The 24,717-nt window shown below is 67.6% G+C and carries 13 protein-coding genes; 9 read left to right on the top strand and 4 right to left on the bottom strand.

The annotated features are described in order from the left end of the window. Positions 1–386 precede the first annotated feature (386 nt). The 3 genes from QP552_RS11745 to QP552_RS11735 all read left to right on the top strand — a co-directional run bounded on the left by QP552_RS11745 (position 387) and on the right by QP552_RS11735 (position 15,357). Positions 387–1,571, top strand: coding sequence for a substrate-binding domain-containing protein (locus tag QP552_RS11745; protein ID WP_111113791.1), 1,185 nt, complete (start codon positions 387–389; stop codon positions 1,569–1,571). A 48-nt stretch (positions 1,572–1,619) separates the two neighbouring features. After that, positions 1,620–2,801, top strand: coding sequence for a substrate-binding domain-containing protein (locus tag QP552_RS11740; RefSeq protein ID WP_286073698.1), 1,182 nt, complete (start codon positions 1,620–1,622; stop codon positions 2,799–2,801). A 190-nt stretch (positions 2,802–2,991) separates the two neighbouring features. After that, positions 2,992–15,357, top strand: a complete 12,366-nt coding sequence (locus QP552_RS11735; protein WP_286073697.1) for a filamentous haemagglutinin family protein — start codon at positions 2,992–2,994, stop codon at positions 15,355–15,357. Between the two features lie 345 nt (positions 15,358–15,702). Here QP552_RS11735 and QP552_RS11730 read toward each other — a convergent pair whose 3' ends face one another. Genes QP552_RS11730 through gspH form a run of 3 tightly spaced genes read right to left on the bottom strand, consistent with a single transcriptional unit; the run spans position 15,703 to position 17,119 of the window. Beyond that, a complete protein-coding gene (locus QP552_RS11730) occupies positions 15,703–16,317 on the bottom strand; it encodes a prepilin-type N-terminal cleavage/methylation domain-containing protein (RefSeq protein ID WP_111113794.1) in 615 nt (204 codons plus the stop codon). Further along, positions 16,314–16,664, bottom strand: a complete 351-nt coding sequence (gene gspI / locus QP552_RS11725; protein WP_286073696.1) for a type II secretion system minor pseudopilin GspI — start codon at positions 16,662–16,664, stop codon at positions 16,314–16,316. Before gspI ends, QP552_RS11730 begins: the two co-directional genes overlap by 4 nt. Before the next feature lie 8 nt (positions 16,665–16,672). Continuing rightward, positions 16,673–17,119: a type II secretion system minor pseudopilin GspH gene (gene gspH, locus QP552_RS11720; protein ID WP_286073695.1), complete on the bottom strand. Its 447-nt coding sequence runs from the start codon at positions 17,117–17,119 to the stop codon at positions 16,673–16,675. 103 nt (positions 17,120–17,222) lie between these two features. Between gspH and QP552_RS11715 the strand changes: the two genes are divergently transcribed. Then, positions 17,223–17,684 (top strand): general secretion pathway protein, encoded by a 462-nt coding sequence (locus tag QP552_RS11715; protein WP_286075932.1) that lies wholly within the window; start codon positions 17,223–17,225, stop codon positions 17,682–17,684. Positions 17,685–17,774: 90 nt separating this feature from the next. On the opposite strand, the gene QP552_RS11710 is transcribed toward QP552_RS11715, so the two are convergent. Next, positions 17,775–18,110 (bottom strand): hypothetical protein, encoded by a 336-nt coding sequence (locus QP552_RS11710; RefSeq protein WP_111113787.1) that lies wholly within the window; start codon positions 18,108–18,110, stop codon positions 17,775–17,777. 201 nt (positions 18,111–18,311) lie between these two features. Here QP552_RS11710 and QP552_RS11705 point away from each other — a divergent pair, with 201 nt between their 5' ends. Genes QP552_RS11705 through QP552_RS11685 form a run of 5 tightly spaced genes read left to right on the top strand, consistent with a single transcriptional unit; the run spans position 18,312 to position 24,668 of the window. Next, positions 18,312–19,928 (top strand): ShlB/FhaC/HecB family hemolysin secretion/activation protein, encoded by a 1,617-nt coding sequence (locus QP552_RS11705; RefSeq protein ID WP_286073694.1) that lies wholly within the window; start codon positions 18,312–18,314, stop codon positions 19,926–19,928. Positions 19,929–19,966: 38 nt separating this feature from the next. Further along, positions 19,967–21,751: a MotA/TolQ/ExbB proton channel family protein gene (locus QP552_RS11700; RefSeq protein ID WP_286073693.1), complete on the top strand. Its 1,785-nt coding sequence runs from the start codon at positions 19,967–19,969 to the stop codon at positions 21,749–21,751. Between the two features lie 10 nt (positions 21,752–21,761). Next, the gene (locus QP552_RS11695) at positions 21,762–22,175 is read left to right on the top strand and encodes a biopolymer transporter ExbD (RefSeq protein WP_005409874.1); all 414 of its coding nucleotides are present in this window, start codon (positions 21,762–21,764) and stop codon (positions 22,173–22,175) included. 39 nt (positions 22,176–22,214) lie between these two features. After that, a complete protein-coding gene (locus tag QP552_RS11690) occupies positions 22,215–22,880 on the top strand; it encodes a TonB family protein (RefSeq protein WP_286073692.1) in 666 nt (221 codons plus the stop codon). 42 nt (positions 22,881–22,922) lie between these two features. Beyond that, positions 22,923–24,668, top strand: a complete 1,746-nt coding sequence (locus QP552_RS11685; protein ID WP_111113785.1) for a putative porin — start codon at positions 22,923–22,925, stop codon at positions 24,666–24,668. The last annotated feature ends 49 nt before the right edge of the window (positions 24,669–24,717 follow it).

Here is a 24,717-nt window from a genome sequence, read left to right as displayed (position 1 = left end):
CGACTAGCGTGCAGAGCGCGTGCTTCGTACTGCTGCTGCGTGTGAAGAGCAGTCGACTAACAGTCGACTCTACCCAGTCGATTCGATCCAGTCGATCCCATCAAATCGATTCGATCCAGTCGATTCGATCCAGTCGATTCCATCCAGTCGATTCCATCCAGTCGATCGAACGGCGTCGCTGGAAGGTGGCATGGGCCGATTCTCCACACAATCCTCCACACCTTTTTTCGATCTTCCACAGGTTTCTTAAGCAGCCTGTCATCGGCGCGGACCAGCATAGCCACGTCGCCGCAGAGTGGGCTGGGAGGCCCTCGGCGGCAGCAGGCGTGTAGTGACCGTTCCTCCCTTGGTGTTTCCCTTCGCAGTAAACCCTTCAGGAGAAGATCATGAACAAGTACAAGACCCTGGCCGCGCTGGTTGCCACCGCGCTGCTCGCCACCGCCGGTGCCGCTTCGGCGCAGCAGTCCCTCGTCAACGGCGGCGGCGCTTCGCTGCCGGCCGATCTGTACAAGGGCCAGGCCGACAGCATCCTGCCGTCGACCTTCAGCTACGCCGTGACCGGTTCGGGCACCGGCAAGAAGGCGTTCCTGGAAAACAAGATCGCGCTGTTCATCCCGACCGGCACCGGCAACGTCCACTTCGCCGGCAGCGACTCGGTGCTGAGCCAGACCGAAATCGACACCTACAACACCACCTACAACTCCGCGACCTCGACCACCAAGTTCGGTCCGCTGCTGCAGATGCCGTCGGTCGCCACCTCGGTCACCATTCCGTTCAACAAGGCTGGCTCGGCCGTTGACCTGACCGTGGCCCAGGCTTGCGGCATCTTCTCGGGCAAGATCACCGATTGGTCCAGCACCGGCACCGGCCGCACTGGCCCGATCCAGGTTGTCTACCGTGGCGAGAGCAGCGGCACCAGCGAGCTGCTGACCCGCTTCCTGACCAGCGCCTGCCAGCCGGGCGACGTTGCCGGCACCAACCTGAAGCTGACCAACGGTGCGCCGGCCTTCTCGGTGCAGTCGACCTTCGCCAACCTGTTCACCACCGTGCCGTCGAACTTCGTCGCTGCGCCGGCCACCGGTGGCACGGCGCTGTACAACGCCGTGTACGCCGCTGACGGTCGCATCGGCTATGTCGGCCCGGACGTGATCCCGAACCTGCAGGACGCGACCAAGGTTGCCAAGCTGAAGGGCTATTCGCCGGATGAAGTGAGCGTTGCTGCCACCCTGAACACCATCGCTCCGCCGTCCTCGGCTGCCGACATCGCCAACCCGGCCAAGTGGGTGCCGGTGTTCACCAACCCGTCGGCGGGCTACCCGATCGCTGGCTACACCAACCTGGTGTTCGGCCAGTGCTACCGCGTCGCCCTGGCTCGCAATGCGATCCGCGACTTCCTGCAGAACCACTACAACGTGGGCGCGACCGGCAACAACGATGCCGCGGTGCGTGCGCACGGTTTCATCCCGCTGACCCAGGACTGGCGTGAAGCGGTTGCTGCCAACCTGGTTTCCTCTTCGGCCGTCACCGGCCTGAGCAACCCCAGCACCTGCACCACCGGCGTCGGCCGCTGATCCAGCGGTACTGCTGAAAAGGGCGCCGGCCGCGAGGTCGGCGCCTTCTTGCGTGTCGGCCCGGGTCGGCAAGGACGTGGGTACCCAAGGGAGAGGAAGATGAAACGTACATTGGTTGTGGCAGCGCTGTGCATCGGTGCCTCGCTGTGTGGAACCGCAGCTGCGCAGGTCAAGGTCCTGCCCATCAAGGGCGCGGGATCGGCCGTGCCCGCCCAGCTCTATGCGGAATCGGTGGACAGGATCCTGCCGGCCAACGTGACCTATCGCGCTGTGGGTGATGAACCTGCGCGGCGGGCGTTCCTTGAGAATGTGCCCGAGTCTGCCGGTGAGGCCCGGCCGCCCCATTTCATCGCAACCGAATCGGTGCTGACCAGCGCCGAGATCCACGCATACAACACCCAATATGCAAAGCAGTTTGGTGCGCTCATCCAGGTGCCTGTAGCCGGCCTGGCGGTTGCGTTGCCGTTCAACGCGCCCGGCAGCACCCTGGATCTGAGCGTGCCGCAGCTGTGCCGCCTGTTTTCGGGCAAGGTCGAGTACTGGAATGACCTCGATCCTGGCCGTGCCGGCGTGGTCACGGTGGTCTACCGCGCCGAGAAAAGCGGAACCACTGAACTGCTGACCCGCTTCCTGTCCACGGCGTGCTCACGGATGGATACCGAGGGTTCCAGGCTGGTGGGAGGCACGTTCAGGACCACCCGCGATTTTGCTTCGCTGTTCTCTGCATTGCCCACCAACTTCGTGGCTGCAACCAGCGAGCAGGCACAGTACGACCGGGTGCTGGCCACTGCCGGTGCCATCGGATACAGCGGTCCGGATATCGCCGCACCGCTGTCCGATCCAACCCGCGTTGCCAGGGTGCGCGGCTACTCGCCCGATGATGCCAGCGTGCGCGCGACCTTGAACTCGATCGCGCCTCCGACCGGTTCTGCGGCAGAGCGACCGGAAAACTGGGTGCCGACGTACAGCTACCCGCCTGTGGGCTATCCCATCGTCGGCACCACCAATCTGATCTTCAGCCAGTGCTATGCCGAGGTCTGGGAAGCGATGTCGCTGCGGGTGTTTCTGATTCCGCATTACGCCAGGCGGAATGATGCGGCCGTCAGCGCGCATCGGTTCGTTCCGCTGTCCTCCGCCTGGGCCGAAGCCATCCGCAGCCGGTTCGCCGTGGCGGGCGTGCCGACGGGCTTGAACAACCCGAGCACCTGCGCGGGCATCGGTCGTCCGTGACGTGGCGGTGTTGGCGATATGCCATGAACAGGCGCCGGCAGGATTGCCGGCGCCTTTTTCATTGTGGCGAACGCTTTCTTGATGTCGGCTTCACGCCCCCAGCCTCGTCTAACAGGTGCAGGGCACCCATCGCCCCATCCATCAGACAGTGATGCGGCTGCGGCCGCCCAATCAGGTTGACGAGGTCCAGATGTCGCATCCGCTCACGACCGTTTCCCGTCCGTCCATGCTGCGCCGCAGTCACCCGATGGCGTGGGCCGTCGCGGTCGCGCTGGGTACGGTGGTCGCTCCCGCCAGCCAGGCGCAGCAGGCCTTCAGCCCAGGATGGTTCGCGGATCGCGGCGCGGCCCAGGGCGCGGCAGCGCAGAGTGGACGGATGCCCAACGGGGTACCGATCCAGTTCCAGCTGCCGGCGCAACAGCAGGACGCCGCGCGTCAGAAGCTGCAGCAATCCATCGACAACCTCGGCACCGCCGCACAGGCGATTGCATTGCAGCAGCGGCTGCAGGAGCAGGCCCGGCAGGTGCGTCGGGAGGCTGGCTTCATCGTGGCCGACGGGCTGGGCAAGGACGGCCTGAAGGTCGATGAAAACCCGCTGACCCGTGGCTGGTTGAATGCGCGCGAGGCGATCCAGACACAGGGCAGCGATGGCCGCGTCCAGGTGAGCGTGGAGCAGACGGCGGACAAGGCAATCCTGAACTGGGAAACCTTCAACATCGGTGGCAACACCACGCTGACCTTCCAGCAGAATGCGGACTGGGCGGTGTTGAACCGGGTCAACGACCCCGCTGCCAGGCCGAGCCAGATCCTCGGCCAGCTGAAGGCCAATGGCACGGTGTTCGTGGCCAACCGCAATGGCGTGGTGTTCGGCAACAACAGCCAGGTCAACGTCCGCAACCTGGTTGCCGCAGCCGCACGGATCAGTGATGGGCAGTTCCGCGACAACGGCCTGTTCAGTGCCGACGGCACCACTGCCGCGCTGACCGAGGCCTTCGGCAAGGTGATGGTGGAGCAGGGCGCGCGCATTGCCACCCACGATCCTTCAAGCGCCACCCGCGGCGGCGGCTACGTGCTGCTGGCAGGCAGCAGCGTGGAGAATGCGGGACAGATCGAGACCCGCAAGGGCCAGGCGCAGCTGGCGGCGGGTGACAGTTTCGTGATCCGTCGCGGCGTCGGCACCGCGCAGAACACTGCGTCGACCACGGCCGGCAACGAGATCGCGCCGCGTTTCGTGCAGGGCAGCAGTGCCGGCGACGTGCGCAACAGTGGCCTGATCCAGGCGCGCGAGGGCGACATCACCCTGGCCGGGCGCAGGGTCGAGCAGGCCGGCGTTGCCGTCGCCACGACCACGCTGGGCCAGCGCGGCACCATCCATCTGCTCAACGCGATCAGTGATCGCCAGGGCCAGGTGACCCTGCAATCCGGTGCAACCACCGCGGTGCTGATCGAAGACGACGGCAAGAGCGCGGTGCTGGACAGCCAGCGCGACGCGTTGATCAAGGCCTCGGCGGAGCAGGATGTACTGCGCGCGGCAAGCAGCGCTGGCACGTTCGACAACCTCTCGCGGCTGCAGGACCGTCGTGACCAGTCGCGCGTGGAGATCGTCTCCGGTGGCGACATCAATTTCAAGGATGGCTCGCTGACCGTTGCGACCGGCGGCCAGGTGGTCGGCGATGCGGCGCGCCGCAGCTACGTGGGCAACGCGGCGCAGGTCGATGTCTCCGGTGCAGTCGGCGTGCGCGTGGCGATGGAAAGCAACAACGTGCAGGTGAAGGTGCAGGGCAACGAACTGCGCGATTCGCCTGACAACCGTGACAGCGGCACGCTGATCAGCAGCGAGGTCTGGATCGATCGTCGTGAACTGCAGCGCGTCGCAGCCGGTATCGGCGGTTATGCCGCCGAGCGCTGGTATGCCGGTGGTGGTCTGCTGGAAGTGGGCGGCTACCTGGACAACCAGCGCCACTCGATCGGCGAATGGGCGGCCCAGGGCGGCACCGTGCAGTTGAGCGGCAGTGAGGTGGTGACCCATGGCGGGTCGAAGATCAACCTGGCCGGTGGCAGCCTGGATGTGCAGTCCGGCGTGATCAAGCAGAGCTGGCTGCGCGGCACCGATGGGCAGCTGTACCGCCTGGACGATGCGCCGGCGGAGATGCAGTACGCCGGCCTGTACAAGGGGTTCGAGGTTGATCACCAGCGCTGGGGCGTCAGCGAGGCCTTCCGCAATCCGTTGGTGGCGCCTGCCGAGCGGGTCGACAACGGCTACACGGTTGGGCGTGATGCCGGCCGGCTGGTGATTTCCGCGTCGACCGTAGTGCTGCAGGGCGATATCAATACGCAGGCGTTCCAGGGCGCGCAGCAGGCCAAAGCACCGGACCAGGGCAGGGATGGCTACGCGCAGGCACAGACCGCGGTGGCCCGCAACGCCCAGCTGTGGCTTGGGCGCTATGACAACACCGGGCGCAATGCGGTCTTCGATACCCAGGTGCGGATCGCTGATGGCGCGGTGCCCGTGGCTGACTGGACGCTGCAGGCGCCGATCCCGGTACAGCAGCGCAACACCCTGTGGCTGGATGCGGGCCGCCTGAGCGAACAGCAATGGGGACGCCTGGACCTGGCCACTGCCGGCAGCATCGGCATCGATGGGAAGCTGCGCCTGCAGGATGGCGGGCAGCTGGTGCTGACCGCCAGTGACATCCGCCTCGGCGGTGATATCGGCATTGCGGGTGGCCAGCTGCAGGCCGGCAATCTGCTGGCGGTGGTCGGCAGCCCTGTGGTTCCGCTGCTGCAGGCCGGGCGTGGACGGGTGGAGATCGCCGATGGCGCGCGCATCGACCTTGCCGGCCGCTGGAGCAATCTGCTGCTGGACCCTGGTGCGGCGCAGGGCCAGGCGTGGAGCGATGGCGGTCGCCTGCAGCTGGAGAACAGCCAGGATGTGCTGGTCGGGCGTGGCAGCGAGCTGAGCGTAGACGCCGGCGGCCGTGTCGACAGCGCCGGCAAGGCGCGCATCGGCAAGGGCGGCAGCGTCAGCCTGCAGGCCAACACGCTGGACGCCGGCAGAGGGGATGTCGGCCGGCTGTCGTTGGCCGACGATGCGCGCATCAGCGCGCTGGGCCAGGGCAGTGGCAGCCTGTCGCTGACCGATGGCGGGCATGTCCGCATCGGTGGTGAAGGCCAGGCCGCCGGCGTGCTGACGCTGCGCAGCGCACTGTTCGGCAGTGGCTTCAGCCGGTACGACATCAACGCGCACCAGGGTCTTGAAGTGGCCGATGGTGCGCAGGTGGAGGTGGTCATGCCGGGCCTGCGCCTGGCCAGCGACGCGCTGAAGGCGGTCACCCGCGAGGACGCCGTGCAGGCATGGCTGGCCCCGCTTTACAGTGCCGATCCGTTGAGCGGCCGCATCAGCCAGCGGGCCGGTGCGGGCCTGTTGCTGCGCTCGCAGTTCGGTAACCGCGGCGGCGATCTGCGCATCGGCAAGGGTGCCAGCGTGCAGGTTGATCCGGCACAGTCCATTGAACTGCGGGGCGCGGGCAACATCGCCGTGGAAGGGCGCCTGCACGCGGCCGGTGGCCGGATCCGGCTGGATGACGTGCGCACGGCCATTGATCTGTTTGACGGGCAACCCAACAGCCGCACCTACCGCATCGCGGAGGGGGCGGAACTGGATGTCAGTGGCGATGCCTTCAGCGTGAAGGATTCAGCCCAGCGGCTGCGCGGGCAGGTGCGCAAGGGCGGCAGCATCGAGATTGGCGGTGCCCTGGATTGGGAAGGTGCCGGCGACGTCAGTGATCGCCCGGTGGATGCGTTCATCGTGGTCGAGCGGGGTGCGCGGCTGCGTGCCGATGGCAGTTCAACGGCGTTGCATATCGACGGCCAGGGCACGCAGCAGGTGGACAGCGATGGCGGCGAGATCGTGCTGCGCTCGGCCAATGCACTCTACCTGCAGGGCGATCTGCACGCTGCGGCCGGAGGTGCCGGTGCGCGCGGCGGTACCCTGGGCATCGCCTTCGGCGGGGGTATCTACGCACCCAGCGCAAGTGAGGATGTGCGGCCCCCCCGATTCCTCGCCCTCAGCCAGAAGCGGGAGCAAGCGTCGATGCCGGCGGCGCCCGCATATGGCCATGCGACGCTGTCGGTGGAGCAGATCCGCGACGGCGGGTTCGACAACCTGTCGTTGTTCACTGCGGTCCGCAGCCAGGGCGACATCGATCTGCGGATGGGGCAGAGCCTGCGCCTGGCAGGTTCCGTCGGCGTGTTGCCGGGCACTGCGGCGGCCCGATCCATCACGCTGCACGCGCCCTATCTGAAGTTGTCCGGCCCGAGCTGGGCCGTGATTCCCGGCGAGACCACCGTGGTCAGCGCGGACGTGCCGCTGGCATCCGGGCAACAGCACCGGCTGCAGGCCGATGCGCAACTGATCGATGTGCGCGACACGGTGCGGCTGGATGGTTTTGACGATGTCGCCCTGCGCAGCAGCGGTGACGTGCGGCTGCTGAAGGGCAATCCGCGCGCAGGTGCGCTCGATACCGAGCTGCTTGCAGCGCGACGCCTGGAGATTACCGCCGCTCAGGTGTATCCGGTGGCCGGCGCGTCGGGTCGCCTTGGCGCCGGCCTGGATCCGGTCGCCGTCTCGGCCGATGCGCGCTGGAAGGATGCGGCCGGGGTGCTGCGCATCAATGGGCTGGGGGGCGTCGCGCCGGCAACGCCGTCGTCGGCACTGGGCAGCCTGATGCTCACCGCGGCGACCGTCGAGCAGGCGGGCGTGGTGCGCGCACCCATGGGCAGCATCGTGCTGGGCGGGACCGACAGCAACAGTGTGCTGGCCTCGCGTGTCTCATTGCTGCCGGGGAGCCTGACCTCGACCAGCGGCGCGGGGCTCAGCCTGCCCTATGGTGGCACGCTGGATGGCATCCAATGGCGCCTGGATGGTGCAGTCGTTGAGCCGAGGAATGTGGGCGGTGGCGCGCTGCCGATCGGCGTCCGTCTGGTCAGCAGCGAGACCGACGTGGCACCGGGCGCGGTGCTGGACATGTCGGGTGGGGGGGAGCTGACCGGCGCGGCCTTTGTCAGTGGCCGTGGCGGTTCGGTGGACATCCTGCGCCATGCATTGGCTGATGCGAATCCACGCTATGGCTTCAGCCAGCCGGGCAATGAGGTCTACGCCATCGTGCCGGGCTATGCAGGCAGCGTCGCTCCGCTTGGCCTGTCCGATGGCTCGGCCGATCCGGCCGTGGGCCAGCAGGTCGTGGTGCCGGCAGGCGTGCCGGGCCTGGCAGCGGGTACGTACACGTTGCTGCCGGCCAGCTTTGCGCTGCAACCAGGGGCGTACCGGGTCGAGCTCGGCGCCAGTGGCGCGACCGGCGCTACGACCGCGTTGGCCACCGGGACCGGCTCATGGCGGGTGGCCGGCCATCGGGCCGACGCACTGGGCGGTGCGATATCACCGTTGCTGACGGACCTGCTGCTGACCCCGGCGGCGACCGTGCGACGGCACTCCGGATACAACGAGACCAGCTACAACGCCTTCGTGACTGCCAGCGCGCAGCGACTGGGCCTGCCACGTGGGTGGCAGACGGTCGATGCGGGCACGTTGCGGTTTGAGCTGGGCAATGGTGCTGGCCGTCAGGGCACGTCGGCGCTTCGCTTCCAGGGTGAGGCACGCTTCCAGCCCGCCGCCGGCAGTGGCGGGATCGGCGGCAGCGTGGAGGTTGCACGGGCCAGCTCGGTGGGCGCGCTGGAGATCATCGCGGCGGGGGGCAAGGCCAGTACCGACCTGCAGGGGTCGACCATCGAAGCCGATGCGCTCAATGCACTGCAACCCTCGCGTCTGGTCATCAACGCGCGCGTGCGTTCGGTTGCACCGTCCATCATCGATGTCATGGGGGTTGGCCAGGACGTGGTGGTGCGCAGCGGCGCCACGCTGCGCGCGCCGGAGGTCCTGATTGGCGCGGTTGAAGGTGGGCGCGGCATCGTGGTCGAGGCCGGGGCAGGAATCGACACGATTGGGCTGGGCGCCGCCGGGCTGCCGTCAAGCCTGGGCTATGTCTACCAGGTGGGTGGTGGGCTGCTGGCCGTTTCCAATGACGACCCCGAAGTGCTGGCAGCGGCGACAGGAACGGCCGGAACACGCGTCGACATCGACATTGGCGCCTGCGATCCGGGCGCTACCTGCGCCGGCCAGGCCCGCCTGGTATCGGAGGGCAGCATCAATGTTGCATCCAGTGGGCAGCTGCAGCTGCGCGAGGGCGCCGTGTATGGCACGCGCGAGCTGGCGCTGGGCATGGGCAACATCAACCTGGGCACGGCCGAAGCCATCGCGCGGGCGGCGGGTGCCTCGGCGCTGCCACCGGGCCTGATGCTGAACCAGCAGGTCCTGCGCGATCTGCTGCGTGGCAATACGGCGCTCGGCGCGCCCGCACTGGAGACCCTGCGCCTGAACGCTGCCGAGGCGATCAACGTGTTCGGCAGTGTGGATCTGGACACGCGGGATGCGGCCACGGGCAAGCCGAGCCTGCGCAGCCTGGTGCTCGGCGCGCCGGCGATCCATGGCTACGGCGACAGTAACGACCGCGCCCGCATCTTTGCAGCGGAACTGACCTGGTCGGGCCAGCAGGGCGCCACGTCGGTACTGGGGGATGCGAAGACGCAGCCGGTGGGGCCAGCAATCGCCAGCCGGTTGGGAAGCGGGCAGCTGGACATCATCACCGATACGCTGCGGTTGGCACCGTCGCCGCGCTCGCGCCCCTCATCGGAAGCCAATGCCGGGCGCCAGGTGCTGGGCTTTGCCGGAGTGAACCTGCAGGCCGCGCGCCAGCTGGTGTTTGCCGGCAGTGGTGACCTGACGGTCTACCAGCGCCAAGGCGATTACGTGGCGGGCAAGGGCTGGGCTTTCAGCGGGGGCAACCTGGATATCGAAGCGCCGCTGATCACCGGCGAGGCCGGGGCCAAGCTGGCGGTGAAGACAGGTGGCACATTGTCTGCGCGCAGTACCACGACCGGTGGCAGCGCAGACGCACTCGGCGCCGAGCTCGATCTCCGCGCCGGCGACATCGTGCTCGATACACGGTTCGCGCTCGCCTCTGGCAGGTTGTCTGCCAACGCCGACCATTCACTGCGCCTGGGCAGCCGGGCCGACCTGGATCTCTCCGGGCGCAAGGTCAGCCTGTTCGACGTCGACAATTACAGTTGGGGCGGCGACGCGGAACTCACCGCGGGCGACGGCAGCGTGCAGACCGACGCGGCCTCGCGCATCGATCTGTCTGCCCGCAACAATCGTGCCGGCCGCCTGACCGTGACCGCACTCGGTGCAGGTGATGGGCGTGTCGACCTTGCTGGCCGGATCCTTGGCCAGGCGTCGGGCCGCCAGGACGTGGGCGGCAGCGTGGTGCCCTATGACGGTGGCGAACTGGTGGTGCGTGCGCAGCAGTTGCACGATTTCAGCGGTCTGAACCAGCGCCTGACCGGCGATGGCGTGACCGGAGCACGCAGCTTCCAGCTCAAGCAGGGCGACCTGCTGATCGGCGACGAGGTGAAGGCGCGCAAAGTCGATATCAGTGTTGATGGTGGCGCGCTGCAGGTCCGCGGTCGGATCGACGCCAGTGGCGAGCAGGTGGGTAGCATCCGCCTGGCCGCGCGTGACGGCCTGCAGGTGGATGGCACTCTGGATGCACATGGCACCGCGCTGCGGGTGGACAGCTACGGCGGCATCATCGACAGCCCCAACCGCGCCATCGTCGAGCTGGAGAGCCGATCGGGCACGCTGGTACTCGGCCCTGCTGCCAGGGTCGACCTGCGCAGCGGCACCGGGGTCGCGGTGGGCACGGCGCCTGGCCAGAACGATGGCCGTGCACGCGGTACGCTCGCGTTGAACGTGCCGCGCAGTGGCGGCTCGGATGCAGCGATCCGTAGTGACGCAGGGCTGCAGGTGATGGGCGCACGTGATGTGTTCGTCACCGCGGTACGTCGCTATGAGGATGCGCCGCTGGCGACCACGCCGGATGTGAACGGCCATCGCTCGCAGATGGTCACCCAGGCCTGGCTGGACACCGTGGTGGATCCGGCCAGCACGGCCTGGATGAACGCGGCGCTGGGCAACGCCGATCTGTCGGCGCGCCTGGCGGCGCTGGGCAGCGTGCGCCTGCGGCCGGGCGTGGACATCATTGGTGTTGCGTCGGCCGCCAATCCCGAGGGTGACCTGACCGTCAGTGGTGACCTTGACCTGTCCGGCTATCGCTATGGCCCGCAATCCGACCGCCAGGATCCAGCACGCCGCGGTTTCGGTGAGTCCGGTGCGATGCGCCTGCGTGCGGCCGGCGACCTGAATGTCTACGGCAGCATCAACGATGGTTTTGCGCCGCCCCCGGCCAGTCCGGACGATGCAGGCTGGCAACTGGTCGAGGGCGCCGTGTTCGGCCTCGGTGTCACCCCGTTCGGTGCTGACCTGGTGGTTCCCGGCGATGGCGTCGTGCTGGACATCGGCACGCGGTTCCCGGCCAGCGCGGTGCTGAACTACGCCATCCAGGTGCAGGCCGTGAAGCTTCCGGCGGGCACGACGCTGCCGGTCGACATGACCCTGACCGGGCCCCTGGTGCTACCGGCGGGCACGGTGCTGCCGGCGGCGGTCACGCTCGCTGACGGCCAGGTGCATCCGGCGGGCAGCGTACTGGCGCAGGCATTGTCGGTGCCGGCCGGAGCGAAGCTCTCTGCAGGCTTCCAGCTTCGTGGCGAGGCCAGCGTGGCCGCGCACACCTGGCCGGCCGGCGTGCCGCTGCCGATCGAACTGCGCCTGGCGGCACGCACGCCGTTGGCGCGCGGTGCACTCATCCCGTCGATGGCCACGGTCAAGCTGCCGGGGGGCACGCCGATCAAGCTGCGGCCGTCCGGCAGCGATGGACGCCAGGGACGCAACTGGGCGCTGGCGCAGATGCTGCCTGAAGGCTCCACGTCCTGGGACGTGTCACTCGTTGCCGGCGCCGACACCGACGCTGCGGACCCGCGTACGCGCCGCTTCGGTGCAAGCGGTGACCTGACGCTGTCCGACACCCATTACGGTGCGATCCGCGATGCCAGCAAGCAGATGAAGTTCATCCGCGACCGGCTGTTGACCGCAGACGGCGCGCAACGCCTGGGGGTTGACGGCTCCTGGGTGGGCCGGTCGATCAAGGACCTGGCCGCGCACCTTGGCCGTGACGAAGACGCACTGTGCAGCGTGGCCGCGAGCTGCATCACCTCGCCATATATCTTCACCGAGCTGGGCGCGGAGGAACTCGCGGGCGATCCGTCCCTTGCGGGAACCAGCGTCAGGGAATTCGGCGAGATGATCGGCATGACCGAGGAGGCCATCTGTGGGCAGCTCAGCGATGGCTTCTGCCTGATGCCGGGCGAGACGCGCGAGGTCACCACGATGGACCCGCCGCGGCACGGCACACCGATGTGGAGTGTGCTGCGTACCGGCACCGGCGATCTGCAGCTGCTGGCGGCACGCGATGTGCAGATGCGTTCGGTGTTCGGCGTGTATACGGCGGGCACCCCTGCATCGCTGGGCAACGGCCACGACGAACGCTTCCAGTCCGAGCGCAGTCCCTTGAACGGGCGCAGCACGTTGCTGGGCCTGCAGCAGGCCACCGGTGACTATGATGCGGCCCTGGCTGCCTATCGCGCGTGGTATCCCGACCACGGTGGCAATCTGAGCGTGATTGCCGGCCGGGACGTAACCGGGGCCACCTGGGCGACCTTGTCGTCCGCAGGTACCGATCGTGACAAGGCCGACAGCGCCAGCAGTTCGGTCGGCGGCTGGTTGTGGCGGCAAGGCACGGGCAGTACGCCCGGTGTGGAACCGGTGCCGACCAGCTGGTGGGTCAACTTCGGTACCTATGCGATCACCGGAGTGACGGCCACGTCGACGCCACGCATGGTCGGATTCACTGGAATCGGCACGCTGGGTGGCGGCAATGTGGATATCGAGGCGGGCCGCAGCGCGGGCGTCACGGCGGCCAAGGGCGATGCCCAGGGCGTGCTCGGCGGTGGACGCTATTCCACGGCGATCAACGCGGCGGTAGCGTCGACCGGTCGTGTCGACGATGGCCGCCTGGTGCAGACCGGTGGCGGCGATCTGCGGTTGCGCAGCGCCGGTGCGTTGAATCCGCTGCTGGCGGCCACCTCCTACTCGCAGGCCGAAAACCAGCAGAATCTGGAGCTCAACGGTACGCTGGTGAACCTGCGTGGCCATCTCAGCGTCGAGGCTGCGCGGATCGGTGGCAGTGCCGTGGGGCCAAACAACTATCAGGCCATCGCCAGCGGCCTGCGCATGATGGACCCTTATCGATCGACCACCAGTGCGGCCATGGGTGGGCCGGTCCTGGTGCTGGGAGATTCGGTTGCGGATCTGACGGCCCGAGGCGACGTGGTCCTTTCCTCTGCGGCCGATGCCGGCCGGGTGAGGTTGTTCAACGCGAACCGGGTGACCGCAGATGACGGCACGCGACTGCTGGGTGCTGGCGGATTCTCGCTCTGGACACCGTCGACGGCGATCAACCTGTTCTCTGCCGGTGGCGATGTGGTGCCGGTCGCGCAGCGGACCATTGAACGCATCGAGGACGGCCGTGCGGAAGTGACGGCCGGCGGGGCGGCCTACTGGATCTATCCTTCGCGCCTGCAGGTCGTGGCTGCCAGCGGTGACATCAAGCTGTCGCGCGCCGATCCTTCGACCGTGCTGCTGACTGCACCGGGCGCCAACGGCAACCTGCAGCTGCTTGCAGGCGGCTCGATCCTGGCCGCCAGCGATGCACCCGCGATCAGCAGTTCCGGCGCCGACACCCGCTTGCCATCGCCGTTTGATCCAGCCTTCAGTGCCTTCTCTGCCAGCGGTACGCTGCGGCTGACCAATCTGTCCCAGGATGGCACCGTGGTGCCTTCCCTGGCGGGTAGTGCGGACCCCACCCCGTTGTTCGCCTTCGGTCCGAATCGACCAATGCTGGCGACGCCCCGCGCCGCTGGGGGGCAGCCAAACCGTTTCTATGCCGGTAGTGGGGACATCATCGGGCTGCGTACCGGCGGTGAGTGGACGCCGGCCTCCCCGGACACGCCGCGCACGGTCGGCACCTGGTACGACGTGGCTGCACCGGTCCAGCTGCGCGCGGGCACGGACATCCTCGGCAGCACGGTGATGGCGCTGAACAACAGTGGCACCGATCTGACCGTGGTGCAGGCTGGCCGTGACATCGTGCACACCAACGTGACGGTGTTCGGTCCGGGTGATGTCGACGTCAGTGCGGGCCGCCAGCTGCGCCAGGAGGATAGCGGCAGGATCGTCAGCCGTGGCGGCCTGATCCAGGGCGACACCCGTCCGGGTGCCAGCATTGCAGTGACCGCCGGCAACCAGAACATCGCGTTCGATGCGGTGCGCGTGCGCTACCTGGATCCGGCCAACCTGGCCGATCCGGCGCAGTCGCTGGCATCGCAGCCCGGGAAGGCGGTGAAGATCTACGACAAGGAGCTGAAGCAGTGGCTGCAGCAGCGCTTCGGCCTGGCGGTCGATGGCGCGGAAGCCCTGGCGGCGTTCGATCGCTTGCCGAAGGAGCAGCAGCGTATCTTCCTGCGCCAGGTCTACTACGCCGAGCTGCGCGAGGGTGGCCGCGAGTTCAATGATCGGACTGGGCCGCGCGTCGGCTCCTACCTGCGCGGTCGCGAAGCCATCGCCACGCTGATGCCGGACAAGGATGCAACGGGAGCGACGATCCCGCGCACCGGCGATATCGTGATGTACGGTGGCTCGGGCGTGCGCACCGAGGCGGGCGGCAACATCGAGCTGATGGCGCCGGGTGGGCAGATCGTGCTCGGCGTTGCGGGTGAAGTGCCGCCGGCCAGCTCCGGCCTGATCACCCAGGGCCAGGGCGACATCCGCCTGTTCAGCCAGGACAGCGTGCTGTTGGGCCTGTCGCGTGTCATGACGGCCTTCGGTGGCGACATCCTGGCCTGGACCGAGCAGGGCGACATCAACGCCGGCCGCGGTTCGCGCACCACGCTGCTTTACACGCCGCCGCGCCGGATCTACGACAACTGGGGCAACGTGCTGTTGTCGCCGCAGGCGCCGGCCACCGGTGCCGGCTTCGCCACGCTGGCACCGATTCCCGAAGTGCCGCCGGGCGATGTCGACCTGATCGCGCCGCTGGGCACCATCGACGCGGGCGAGGCGGGCATCCGTGTCTCGGGCAACATCAACCTGGCCGCGCTGCAGGTACTCAACGCGGCCAACATCCAGGTGCAGGGCGAGAGCAAGGGCCTGCCGGTGCTGGCCACCGTGAACGTCAATGCGCTGGCTTCGGCCAGTGCGGCAGCGAACAGCGCCAGCCAGGCGGCACAGGATGTGATGCGCAAGAGCCAGGACGATGCACGGCGCAACCAGCCATCGGTGATCAGCGTGCAGATCCTCGGCTTCGGCAGTGGCACCAGCGCCATCAATCCGCCGGCGCGTGGCAACACTGCCAACAGCGGTTATGACGCCAACAGTGCCTTCCAGTTCCCGCAGGCAAGTCGCGACGAGGGCACGCAGCGCCGGTAGGCATCTTGCAACCGTGCCGACCAACGGTCGGCACCCACCGTAGATCCACGCCATGCGTGGATGCAACTGAACCGCAGGAATGGACAGCATCGGGCCAGCCGCCACGGAATGGTGGCGGCCCCAGCCAGGACGGCACGGAGGGCAGGGAGCGGCCATCAGCGGTGAGGACCACCGACACGGCGCCGCCGGGTGCAGGAGCGCACCCGGCGGCAGACGCGGTAGATCCACGCCATGCGTGGATGACGCGGCCGGCAACAATGCCGACCAATGGTCGGCCCCCACCATGGCATGGCCGGCACCCACGGTAGATCCACGCCATGCGTGGATGAAACACCCGGTGCCGCGCTAAAGCGCCAGCACCCGCCGGTAGCTCAACGGCCCACGCCCATCGCGCAGGCCCAGCCGCAGTTCCAGCCCGGTGGCCGGCAGCACCTCGCCATCGCTGGGCAACGTTGCCCACCCGGCGCCCGGTTGCCACGCCCGCACCTCGAAGCGCTGCACCTCACGCGCTACTGCAACTCCCTTTGACAGATCCGGCGCGGGCAGTGGATACCGGTCGGTAGCCGCGCCACTGGCCCGCCATAGCGTCGTGCCCTGCCGCCACCAGCGCACCCGCTGCCAGTGCAGCCCATCACTGCCCACGCTGCGGGTGATCTCCAGCGCGAAGCTCCCATCCTGGTGCCGCTCGCTTACCAACGAGGGGGGCAGCAGGCGTTGCGGCCGATCCGCCGGCCGCACGGCGCCGTTCATCAGTTCGTCGTCGGCACGCATCTCGATATCGCGCTGGAACTGCTGCAGCACGCGTAGCGCCGTCGTGGTCTCGGCATCGGCCTGGCGCAGGCGCTGATCGCTGCTGGCCACGCTGTCGAGCGCACGCCAGCAGATCAGCGCCAGCACGCCCATGATGGTGATCGCAATCATCACCTCGATGAGGGTGAAGCCCCGGGCCGCGTGCTTCACGGCGCCGCCGTCCACGGCACCTGCATCCGCGCCAACGACTGCCGCGGTGCATCCTCGGCCACCACGCTCATCTCCAGTTGCGGTTGACCGTCGCTGCCTGTGCCCAGGTGTTGGATCACCAGGAAGCTGCCGCGCCCCTGCACGCAGCGCTGCCGCGCATCCTGCGGCGGCTGCCCGGCCAGGCGCAGCTCCTGCCAGCGGTCCTGCGCGCACATCAATGCCAGGCGACGGTCGCGCAGGCGCGACTGGTCATCGGTCGCCACCGCCACCGAACGCATCACCGCTGCCAGCGCAATCGAAACGATCGCCAGCGCGATCAGTACTTCGATCAGGGTGAATCCGCGCATGTTCCGCTTCACTGCACGACCTGCAACTGTCCGCTGCCATCATCACGAAGACGCAGCTGGCGGCCCTGCAACGACAACCTCAGCTCCCACGCCACGCCAATCCACTCCGGGCTCAGTTCAATCGGCGTGGTCGGTTGCACTGCGATGCCCGCCGGTTGCCATTGTTGCGGACGCAGCAGGTCATCGCGCTGCACGTCCACCCAGCGGCTGCCTTCGCGGCGGCTGAAGCGGTAGCCGTTGGCGTCAGCCTGCCAGCGCAGAGGGCGACCATCGATACGAGCCTCGTCGCGTGCAACCTGCAGGCGCTGCGCCAATCTCTCGGCCTCCTGTCGCAGCTGCCGACCCGGATCAAGCAGGCTGCCCAGGCCCAGGCCGATACCTGCCGTGCAGATGCCGATGATCGCCAGCACCACCATCAGTTCCAGCAGGGTGAAGCCACGCGGCACGCGCTGCATCGACGTTGCCTCCTGTCCGGGTCGATACCCGCCAGCGTAGGCCGGCATGATGAAACAAAAGCGTCAGCCGCAGCTGCTAGCGTAGGTGGACACGACCGTGGCGATGGTGCGGAACATGGATGGCAGGCGCTGGGATCGCAATCGCATGTTGACCCTGCTGGCGGCGACCCTGCTGCTGGCGGTGGTGGCCTATTGGAGCGTCACCCTGTCTGCGGTGGCGCCAGCGGCGGTGGCCAGTGAAGCGCATGCAGAGGCACCGGTACGTCCGATGTTCGACGCGGTGGCCAGCCTGCCGCTGGTACGGCTGCTGTCCCCTGGGGCAGTGCAGACCGATGTGGTGGTGCTCGGCGTGATGGCCGGTGAACACGCGCCGCTGGCATTGCTGTCGGTGGATGGCCGACCCGCGGAGGCGTACGCACCAGGTCAACGCCTCGGACCCTGCACGGTGCTGGCCAGCATCAGTGCCAGCGCAGTGGAACTGAACCAGGCCGGTCAACCGCGCAGCCTGCCAGTGCCCGAGCTGCCACCGGTGCCGACCGAGGGCATCGTACCGGCCGCCTTGTAGAGCCGAGCCCGCGCTCGGCTGCGCCTGTGTGGCATCGCCGATGAATGCAAAGACAGCCGAGCATGGGATCGGCTCTACAAAGGTGCTGGCTCAGCGCGCCGGGCGCTGTGGCACCACGGAACGACCAAAGGCATCGCCCATGCGCTGTCGTGTGCCTTCCAGGTTGTACTGCATCAGCTGGTTGCCGGGCTGTCGCATCAGCCGTTCGGCCTCCGGCAGCGCCGGTGACTTTGCCGCTTTCGATGCCGGTGCCAGCTTGCGCTGCAGGCAGTCCCAGGCCGGTATTCGCTCGCCGTTGACCTGCACCTCGATGCAGGGCACGGCATCTACCTGCTTCTTTGCCTCCTCGGCGCGAACCGATGGCAGCACCAGCAGCAGTGCCAGGGCGAAGGTATGGCGGACGGCTGCCTTCAATGGCGCACGCATAGTGATTCTCCCGCTGCAAATGACGTTCTGCAAAGAAGACGTGTGGCGAGGGAAGCTTCCGCCGACGGCCGTTTCGCCGCTGTCAAAAGATGACAGTGCTGTCACAAAACTGTTGGCGGCTTTGACGCGACGTACACGTCCTGTTGGTAGACCCACGCGCCGCTCCCTGGCCATTTCCTTCGATACGACGCGATGCCTTCGATGAATCCTGTTCCGTGCCGAGCCGTCCGCCTTCCGCTGCGCCTGCATCCCTTGGTGCTGGCGCTGGCCGCGTTGCCGCTGCTGCTGTTCGCGCAGGAGGCGGCGCCTGCGCCCAGCGTGAACATCAATGAATACATCGTGCGCGGCAATACCGTGCTCGATCCGCGCCAGATCGAACGCGCGGTGGAGCCCTTCCTGGGCCCGGGCAAGACCCTGGCCGATGTCGAGAAGGCACGCGATGCGGTCAATGCGCTGTACCAGCAGGCCGGCTACCAGTCGGTCTACGTCGAGCTGCCCGAGCAGCAGGTCAGTGGTGGCGTGGTGCTGCTGAAGGTGCAGCAGACGCCGATCGGCCAGCTGCGGGTAGTAGGCACGAAGCATGAATCGCCCGAGCGCATCCGCGAACGCGTGCCGGCATTGGCCGAGGGCAAGGTGCCGGACTTCGACCAGGCGCAGAAGGAACTGACCGCGCTGAACGAAGGTGGCCGCCGCCAGGTGATGCCACTGGTGCGCGAGGGCCAGGTGCCGGGCACGATGGATGTGGACCTGCAGGTTGAAGAGAAGTCGCCGTGGCGTGCCAGCGCGTCACTCAACAACGACCACAGCGCCGACACCGAGAAGCTGCGCCTGAGTGCATCGCTGGCCTACGACAACCTGTGGAAGCGTGGCCACAGCGCGAACATCGGCGTGTACCTGGCGCCGGAAGACGCCAAACAGGCCAAGGTGTTCTCGGCCTCGTACACGATGCCGTTCGAAGGCACGCCGTGGAGCCTGGAAGCGTCTGGCTACAAGTCCGACAGCCGCGTTCTGAACTCAGGTGGGCAGGTCGGTAGCGGCACTGGCACCAATGTGATCGGCAATGGTCATTCGATCGGCGTCAAGCTCAACTACCGTCTGGCGGGCAGCAGCCAGTGGTGGCGCCAGCTCAGCCTCGGTGTGGATTTCAAGGACACCGAGGAAGACACGCAGATGGGCAAGGAGAGCCTGAAGACGCCGCTGAAGTACGCGCCGATCACTCTGGCCTTCGTTGGCGTGCGCCAGGGCGAGCAGGACCAGTTGAGCATCAACACCCAGCTGGTGGCCGGTACCCGCCGCCTGTTCGGCTACGGCAGCGATGCCACCGCGTTCGGCCAGAAGCGCTACTGGGCCGATCCGAGTTTCGTCGCTTTCAAGGCCGACGTGGCCAACACCCATACCTTCGGCAGCGACTGGCAGTGGTATGCGCGCGGCTCGCTGCAGGTTACCGATGCGCCGCTGGTGTCGGCCGAGCAGTTCGCCGCCGGTGGCATGTACACCGTGCGCGGCTACCTGTCGGCCGAGGCGATCGGCGACTACGGCGGGCTGGCCAGCCTGGAGTGGCGGACCCCGGCGTGGTCGCTGTGGAGCGGTACCGATCTGCGTGTCTACAGTTTCGCCGACGCGGCCTATCTGCGCCTGCGCCAGCCGCTGCCCGAGCAGCGTGACAAGTACAACCTGGCCTCGGTCGGCCTGGGCGCGCAGCTGCGCCTGGGCGAACACCTGCAACTGCGCCTGGACTACGCCTGGCCCTACGCCGATGGCCCGGTCACGCGCAAGGACGACCCGCGCCTGCATTTCAACATCAGCACCAGTTACTGACCCTTTCCTTGAACATGCGTTCTCCGGAGACCCTTCGCATGGACCGTTTGCTTTCCCGAGTGTTGCTGTTGCTGGCCGCGCTGGTTGCGTTGCCCGCTGCTGCGGCCGATGCCAATTGGTGGCAGGCCGAATGGAAGTACCGCAAGCCGATCACCGTCGACGCTGGCCCGCAGGGCGCAGGCCTGGCCGGTGACCCGGGCCGCACGCCGCTGCTGCTGCGCCTGCATACCGGCAACTTCGGTTTCGATGGCACCCAGGATGCGGGCAACGACCTGCGCTTCGTCTCGGGCGATGGCCGTACCGTGCTGGCCCACCAGATCGAACAGTTCGATCCCAAGCTGGGCCTGGCTCTGGTCTGGGTGGACGTGCCGGCGGTCAGCGCCGCCGCGCCGCAGACGATCTGGATGTACTACGGCAACGAAAAGGCCCCGGCCAGCGGCAACGGCCAGCAGGTGTTCGACCCGGACTACACGCTGGTCTACCACTTTGCCGAGGCCAATGCCCCGGCCCGCGATACCACCGCCTACGGCAACAATGCCGGTGCCGTTGTGCCGCCTGCCGAGGGTTCGGTGATCGGCCGTGGCGTGCAGCTCGGCGCCGGCCCGCTGCCGCTGCCGGCCAGCGCGTCGCTGGCACAGGAAGCAGGCGCGCCGTTGACCGTCTCGGCCTGGATCAAGCCGGGCAGCAACAACGCCGCGCAGGCCATCTACGCCCGTCGCGATGGCGCCGCCGAACTGGTGCTGGGCATCGAGAACCGCGTGCCGTTCGTGCAGCTCAATGGCCAGCGCAGCACGCCGGCGCAGCCGATCCCGGAAGGGCAGTGGGCGCACGTTGCACTGACCGCCGAGAAGGGCGCAGTGCAGCTGTACCTAAACGGTCGCGTGGTCGCACAGCTGAGTGGTGAGCTGCCGGCGCTGAGCACCGCGCCGGTGGTGGGTGCCGATGCACCGGGCGCGACGCAGCCGCTGGCCAACTTCGAAGGCGCGCTGGATGAGCTGCGCATCTCGCGGGTGGCGCGTCCGGCAGCGCTGTTGCTGGCCGATGCCACTGCACAGGGCGCCGATTCGCGTCTGATCAGTTACGGCGCCGACGAGCAGTCGGCGGGCCAGAGCCACTTCGCCTTCATCCTCAAGGCGATGCCGTTCGACGCCTGGGTGGTGGTGGCCATCCTCGGCCTGATGATGCTGCTGTCGTGGGCGATCATGATTGCCAAGGGTCGCCACTTCGGCCGCACCAGCAAGGCCAATGCGGTGTTCACCGAGAGTTTCGGCAAGCTGTCGGGCGTGCCGCTGCGCACGCTGTCCGACATGGACCGCCAGGGCAAGGCGCCGACCGCGATGCATGACGGTTCGCTGTGGCGCATCTACCAGGTGGCCATCGATGAAATGCAGCAGCGCCACCAGCGTGACGGCAACAGTGGCTACCTGAGTGGTGCCACCATCGCCGCCATCCGCGCCTCGATGGATGCGGTGATGGTGCGCGAGCAGGAGGCGATGGCGCGGCGCATGAACTGGCTGTCGACCACCATCGAGGGGGCACCATATGTGGGCCTGTTCGGTACCGTGATCGGCATCATGCTGGTGTTCGTGGTGGCGGCGATGGCCGGCGCGGTGGATATCAACTCGGTGGCGCCAGGCATGGCCGCGGCGCTGCTGTGTACGGCGGCCGGCCTCGGTGTCGCGATCCCGGCGCTGTTCGGCTACAACTACCTGGGCGCACGCGCCGAGGCGATCGGCGCCGACATGGCGGTCTTCATCGACGAGTTCGCCGCGCGCCTGGCCGAAGAGCAGGACGGGCGCGGCCCGGCCGCGGTCCAGGGCTGAGGGGCGCGCCATGGGCCAGAAGGCGAAGTTCGGCATCAAGAAGCGCGAGAAGGGCATCAACGTGACGCCCTTCGTCGACGTGCTGCTGGTGGTGCTGGTGATCTTCATCCTGACCAGCAACGCCTCCATCCCCGGCATCGAGGTCAATCTGCCGAAGGCCAGCAACAGCGTCGCGCTGGAGAAGCCGAAGACCAAGGCGATCACCATCGACCCAAGCGGCCAGGTGTTCCTGGATGCCTACCCGGTGACGATGGCCGAGCTGGAAGACCGCCTGCGCACCGAACGTGCGACCACGCCGGATTTCCCGGTGATCGTGCGCGGTGATGCGCAGGTGCAGTACGCCCGTGTGGTCGAGGTGCTGGACCTGCTGCGGCGGCTGGAGCTGGCCCAGGTCGGCCTGGTCACCGGCAAGGCGCAGGGCTGAGGCATGACGGCCCATCAACCCCCTCGGCCGGAACCCGGCATGCGCGGTCGCCAGTTGCTGGTGACCGTCGCGCTGGTGCTGGCCGCGTTGCTGGTGCTCGGCATTGCCGTGTGGTGGATGCTGTTCAAGGACACCGCCAGCACCCGCAGGCCGGTGGTGCAGCCGCCGATGCTGGCGTTGCCGCCACCACCTCCGCCGCCACCACCGCCGCCGGAAAAGCCACCGGAGCCGGAGACGCCGCCGGAAGAAACGATGCCCGAACCGGAGCCGCCGGATCAGCCGACGCCGGCCGAAGAGCCGACGCCGACGCCGGACAATGCAGACCCGGTAACGATGAATGCCGATGCGCAGGCCGGTGGTGACAACTTCGGCATCCAGTCCGGCAGCGGCGGCGGCTCATCCGGCGTCGGCCGTGGTGGCGCCGGCAATGCGACGTATGGGCGCTACCTCGGCTACCTGCTGCAGCAGGCGATCTCGCGCGACGACAAGGTCAAGCGCCTGGCCTTCCAGCTGCAGGTGAACGTCTGGCTGGCCACGGATGGCCGCCTGGAGAAGGTCGAGCTGGTGCGCGGCAGTGGCAACGAGGAGGCCGACGCTGCCGTGCTCGATGCGCTGCGACGCATCGGCAAGGTTGACCAGGCACCGCCACCGTCGCTCGATTTCCCCGCCCGCGTGCTGATCCAGGGCCGCCGTCCCGGCGCCTGATTCCCGACTTCCGTGATTTCCCTTCTTTGGATGAGAACCGTGATGAACGACCACGACCGCGCACGAACCGATTCCCGCCGCCCGCGGCCGGCCCGACGGGCGCTGCTGTGCTGCGCCGTGCTGCTCAGTCTGGCTGCCCCGGCCGGTGCGATGGCCGCTGAAACCACCATGGTCAAGCTGATCAAGGGCCTGATCGCCAGCGGCGCGCTGAAGCCGGAAGATGGACAGGCACTGCTGGTGCAGGCCGAGGCTGAAGCAGCGGCCGCATCGCGCACCGCGACCACTGCACCTTCGGCCGCCAGCGGCGGCGTGGCCCTGGAAGCCGGCGACGTGCGCGTGCCCTACGTGCCGCAGAGCGTGCGCGATGGCATTCGTGACGAAGTGCGCCAGGACGTGATGGCGCAGGCCAAGTCCGAAGGCTGGGCGGCACCGAACGAAGTGGCCGAATGGACCAAGCGCATCAAGGTCACCGGGGACATGCGCGTGCGCAGCGAGTCGCGCTTCCATTCCGAGCGCAACAGCGACATCGTGAGCAATTGGGCATCGATCAACTCCGGCAACGGCTTCGACACCAATACCAACACCAATCTGCAGTTGCCGCCCTTGCTGAACACCCGCCAGGACCGTCGCAACCTGTGGCGCATCCGTGCCCGCCTTGGCATCGAGGCAACCATAGGCCAGCACACCACGGCCGGCGTACGCCTGGCCAGCGGCAGCAGCAATGGCCCGGTGTCGACCACCGAGCAGCTGGGCGGTGGCCTGAGCAAGAAGGACGTGTGGCTGGACCAGGCCTGGCTGGCCTACAGCCCGGCCGACTGGGTGACAGTGCGTGGTGGCCGCTTCAGCAATCCCTTCTGGACCAGCGACACGCTGTTCTCCAACGACCTCAACTTCGATGGCCTGGCCGCGAACCTGAAGTACGACTTCAACGGGGGGGACGTCGACCTGTTCGGCAACCTCGCGGTGGTGCCGCTGGAGTACACCTCCGACAGCTCGCCGAGCCAGAGCAAGGTCAAGACTCCGAACGAGAACAAGTGGCTGTCGGGTGCACAGGTGGGCGTGAACTGGCGCTTCAACGATGACAATGCGCTGCGTGCTGCGCTGGGCTACTACGATTTCAAGAACATCAGCGGTCGCCTGTCCTCAACGTGCTCGCTGTATTCGGGCGCGGTAGGCTGCGACACCGACTGGTCGCGCCCGGCGTTCATGCAGAAGGGCAACACGCTGATGCTGATCCGCAACATCGCGCGCAACCCGGAGGATCCGGCCGGTACGCCGACCCCGCAGTATGTCGGCCTGGCCTCGGCCTTCCGCCTGGCCACCTTGAACCTGCGCTGGGATACGCAGCTGGCGCAGGGCATCGGTCTGCGCCTGGATGGCGACTACATCCGCAACCTGGCCTACGACAAGCAGGCCATGTTCAGGCGCGCCCAGAACGGCATCGTCAACAACTACGGCGCCGGCGATACTGTCGGCATCGATACCTTCCGCAGTGGCGACACCGCCTGGATGGTGCAGGCCACCTTCGGCGCCACTGACCTGAAGGAGAAGGGCCAGTGGCAGGCCCTGCTGGGCTACAAGCACATCGCGGCCGATGCGCTGCCGGACGCCTACAACGACCCGAACTTCCACCTCGGCGGCACCAACGCCCGCGGCTACTACGTGGGCGGTGCCTACGCGCTGGACGCGCGCAGCTGGATCAGCGGCAAGTGGATGGCGGCCAAGGAAGTGTCCGGTGCGCCGCTGTCGATCGACGTGTTCCAGCTGGAGTTCAACACCGGGTTCTGAGTGGCCGGCGTGATGCGGATCACGTAGTGCGTGGCGGGGGCGCAGCGAT

The sequence above is a fragment of the Stenotrophomonas sp. 59 genome (assembly GCF_030291095.1).
Lineage (GTDB): Bacteria > Pseudomonadota > Gammaproteobacteria > Xanthomonadales > Xanthomonadaceae > Stenotrophomonas > Stenotrophomonas maltophilia_Q.
This window is presented reverse-complemented; position numbering and strand designations above follow the sequence as displayed.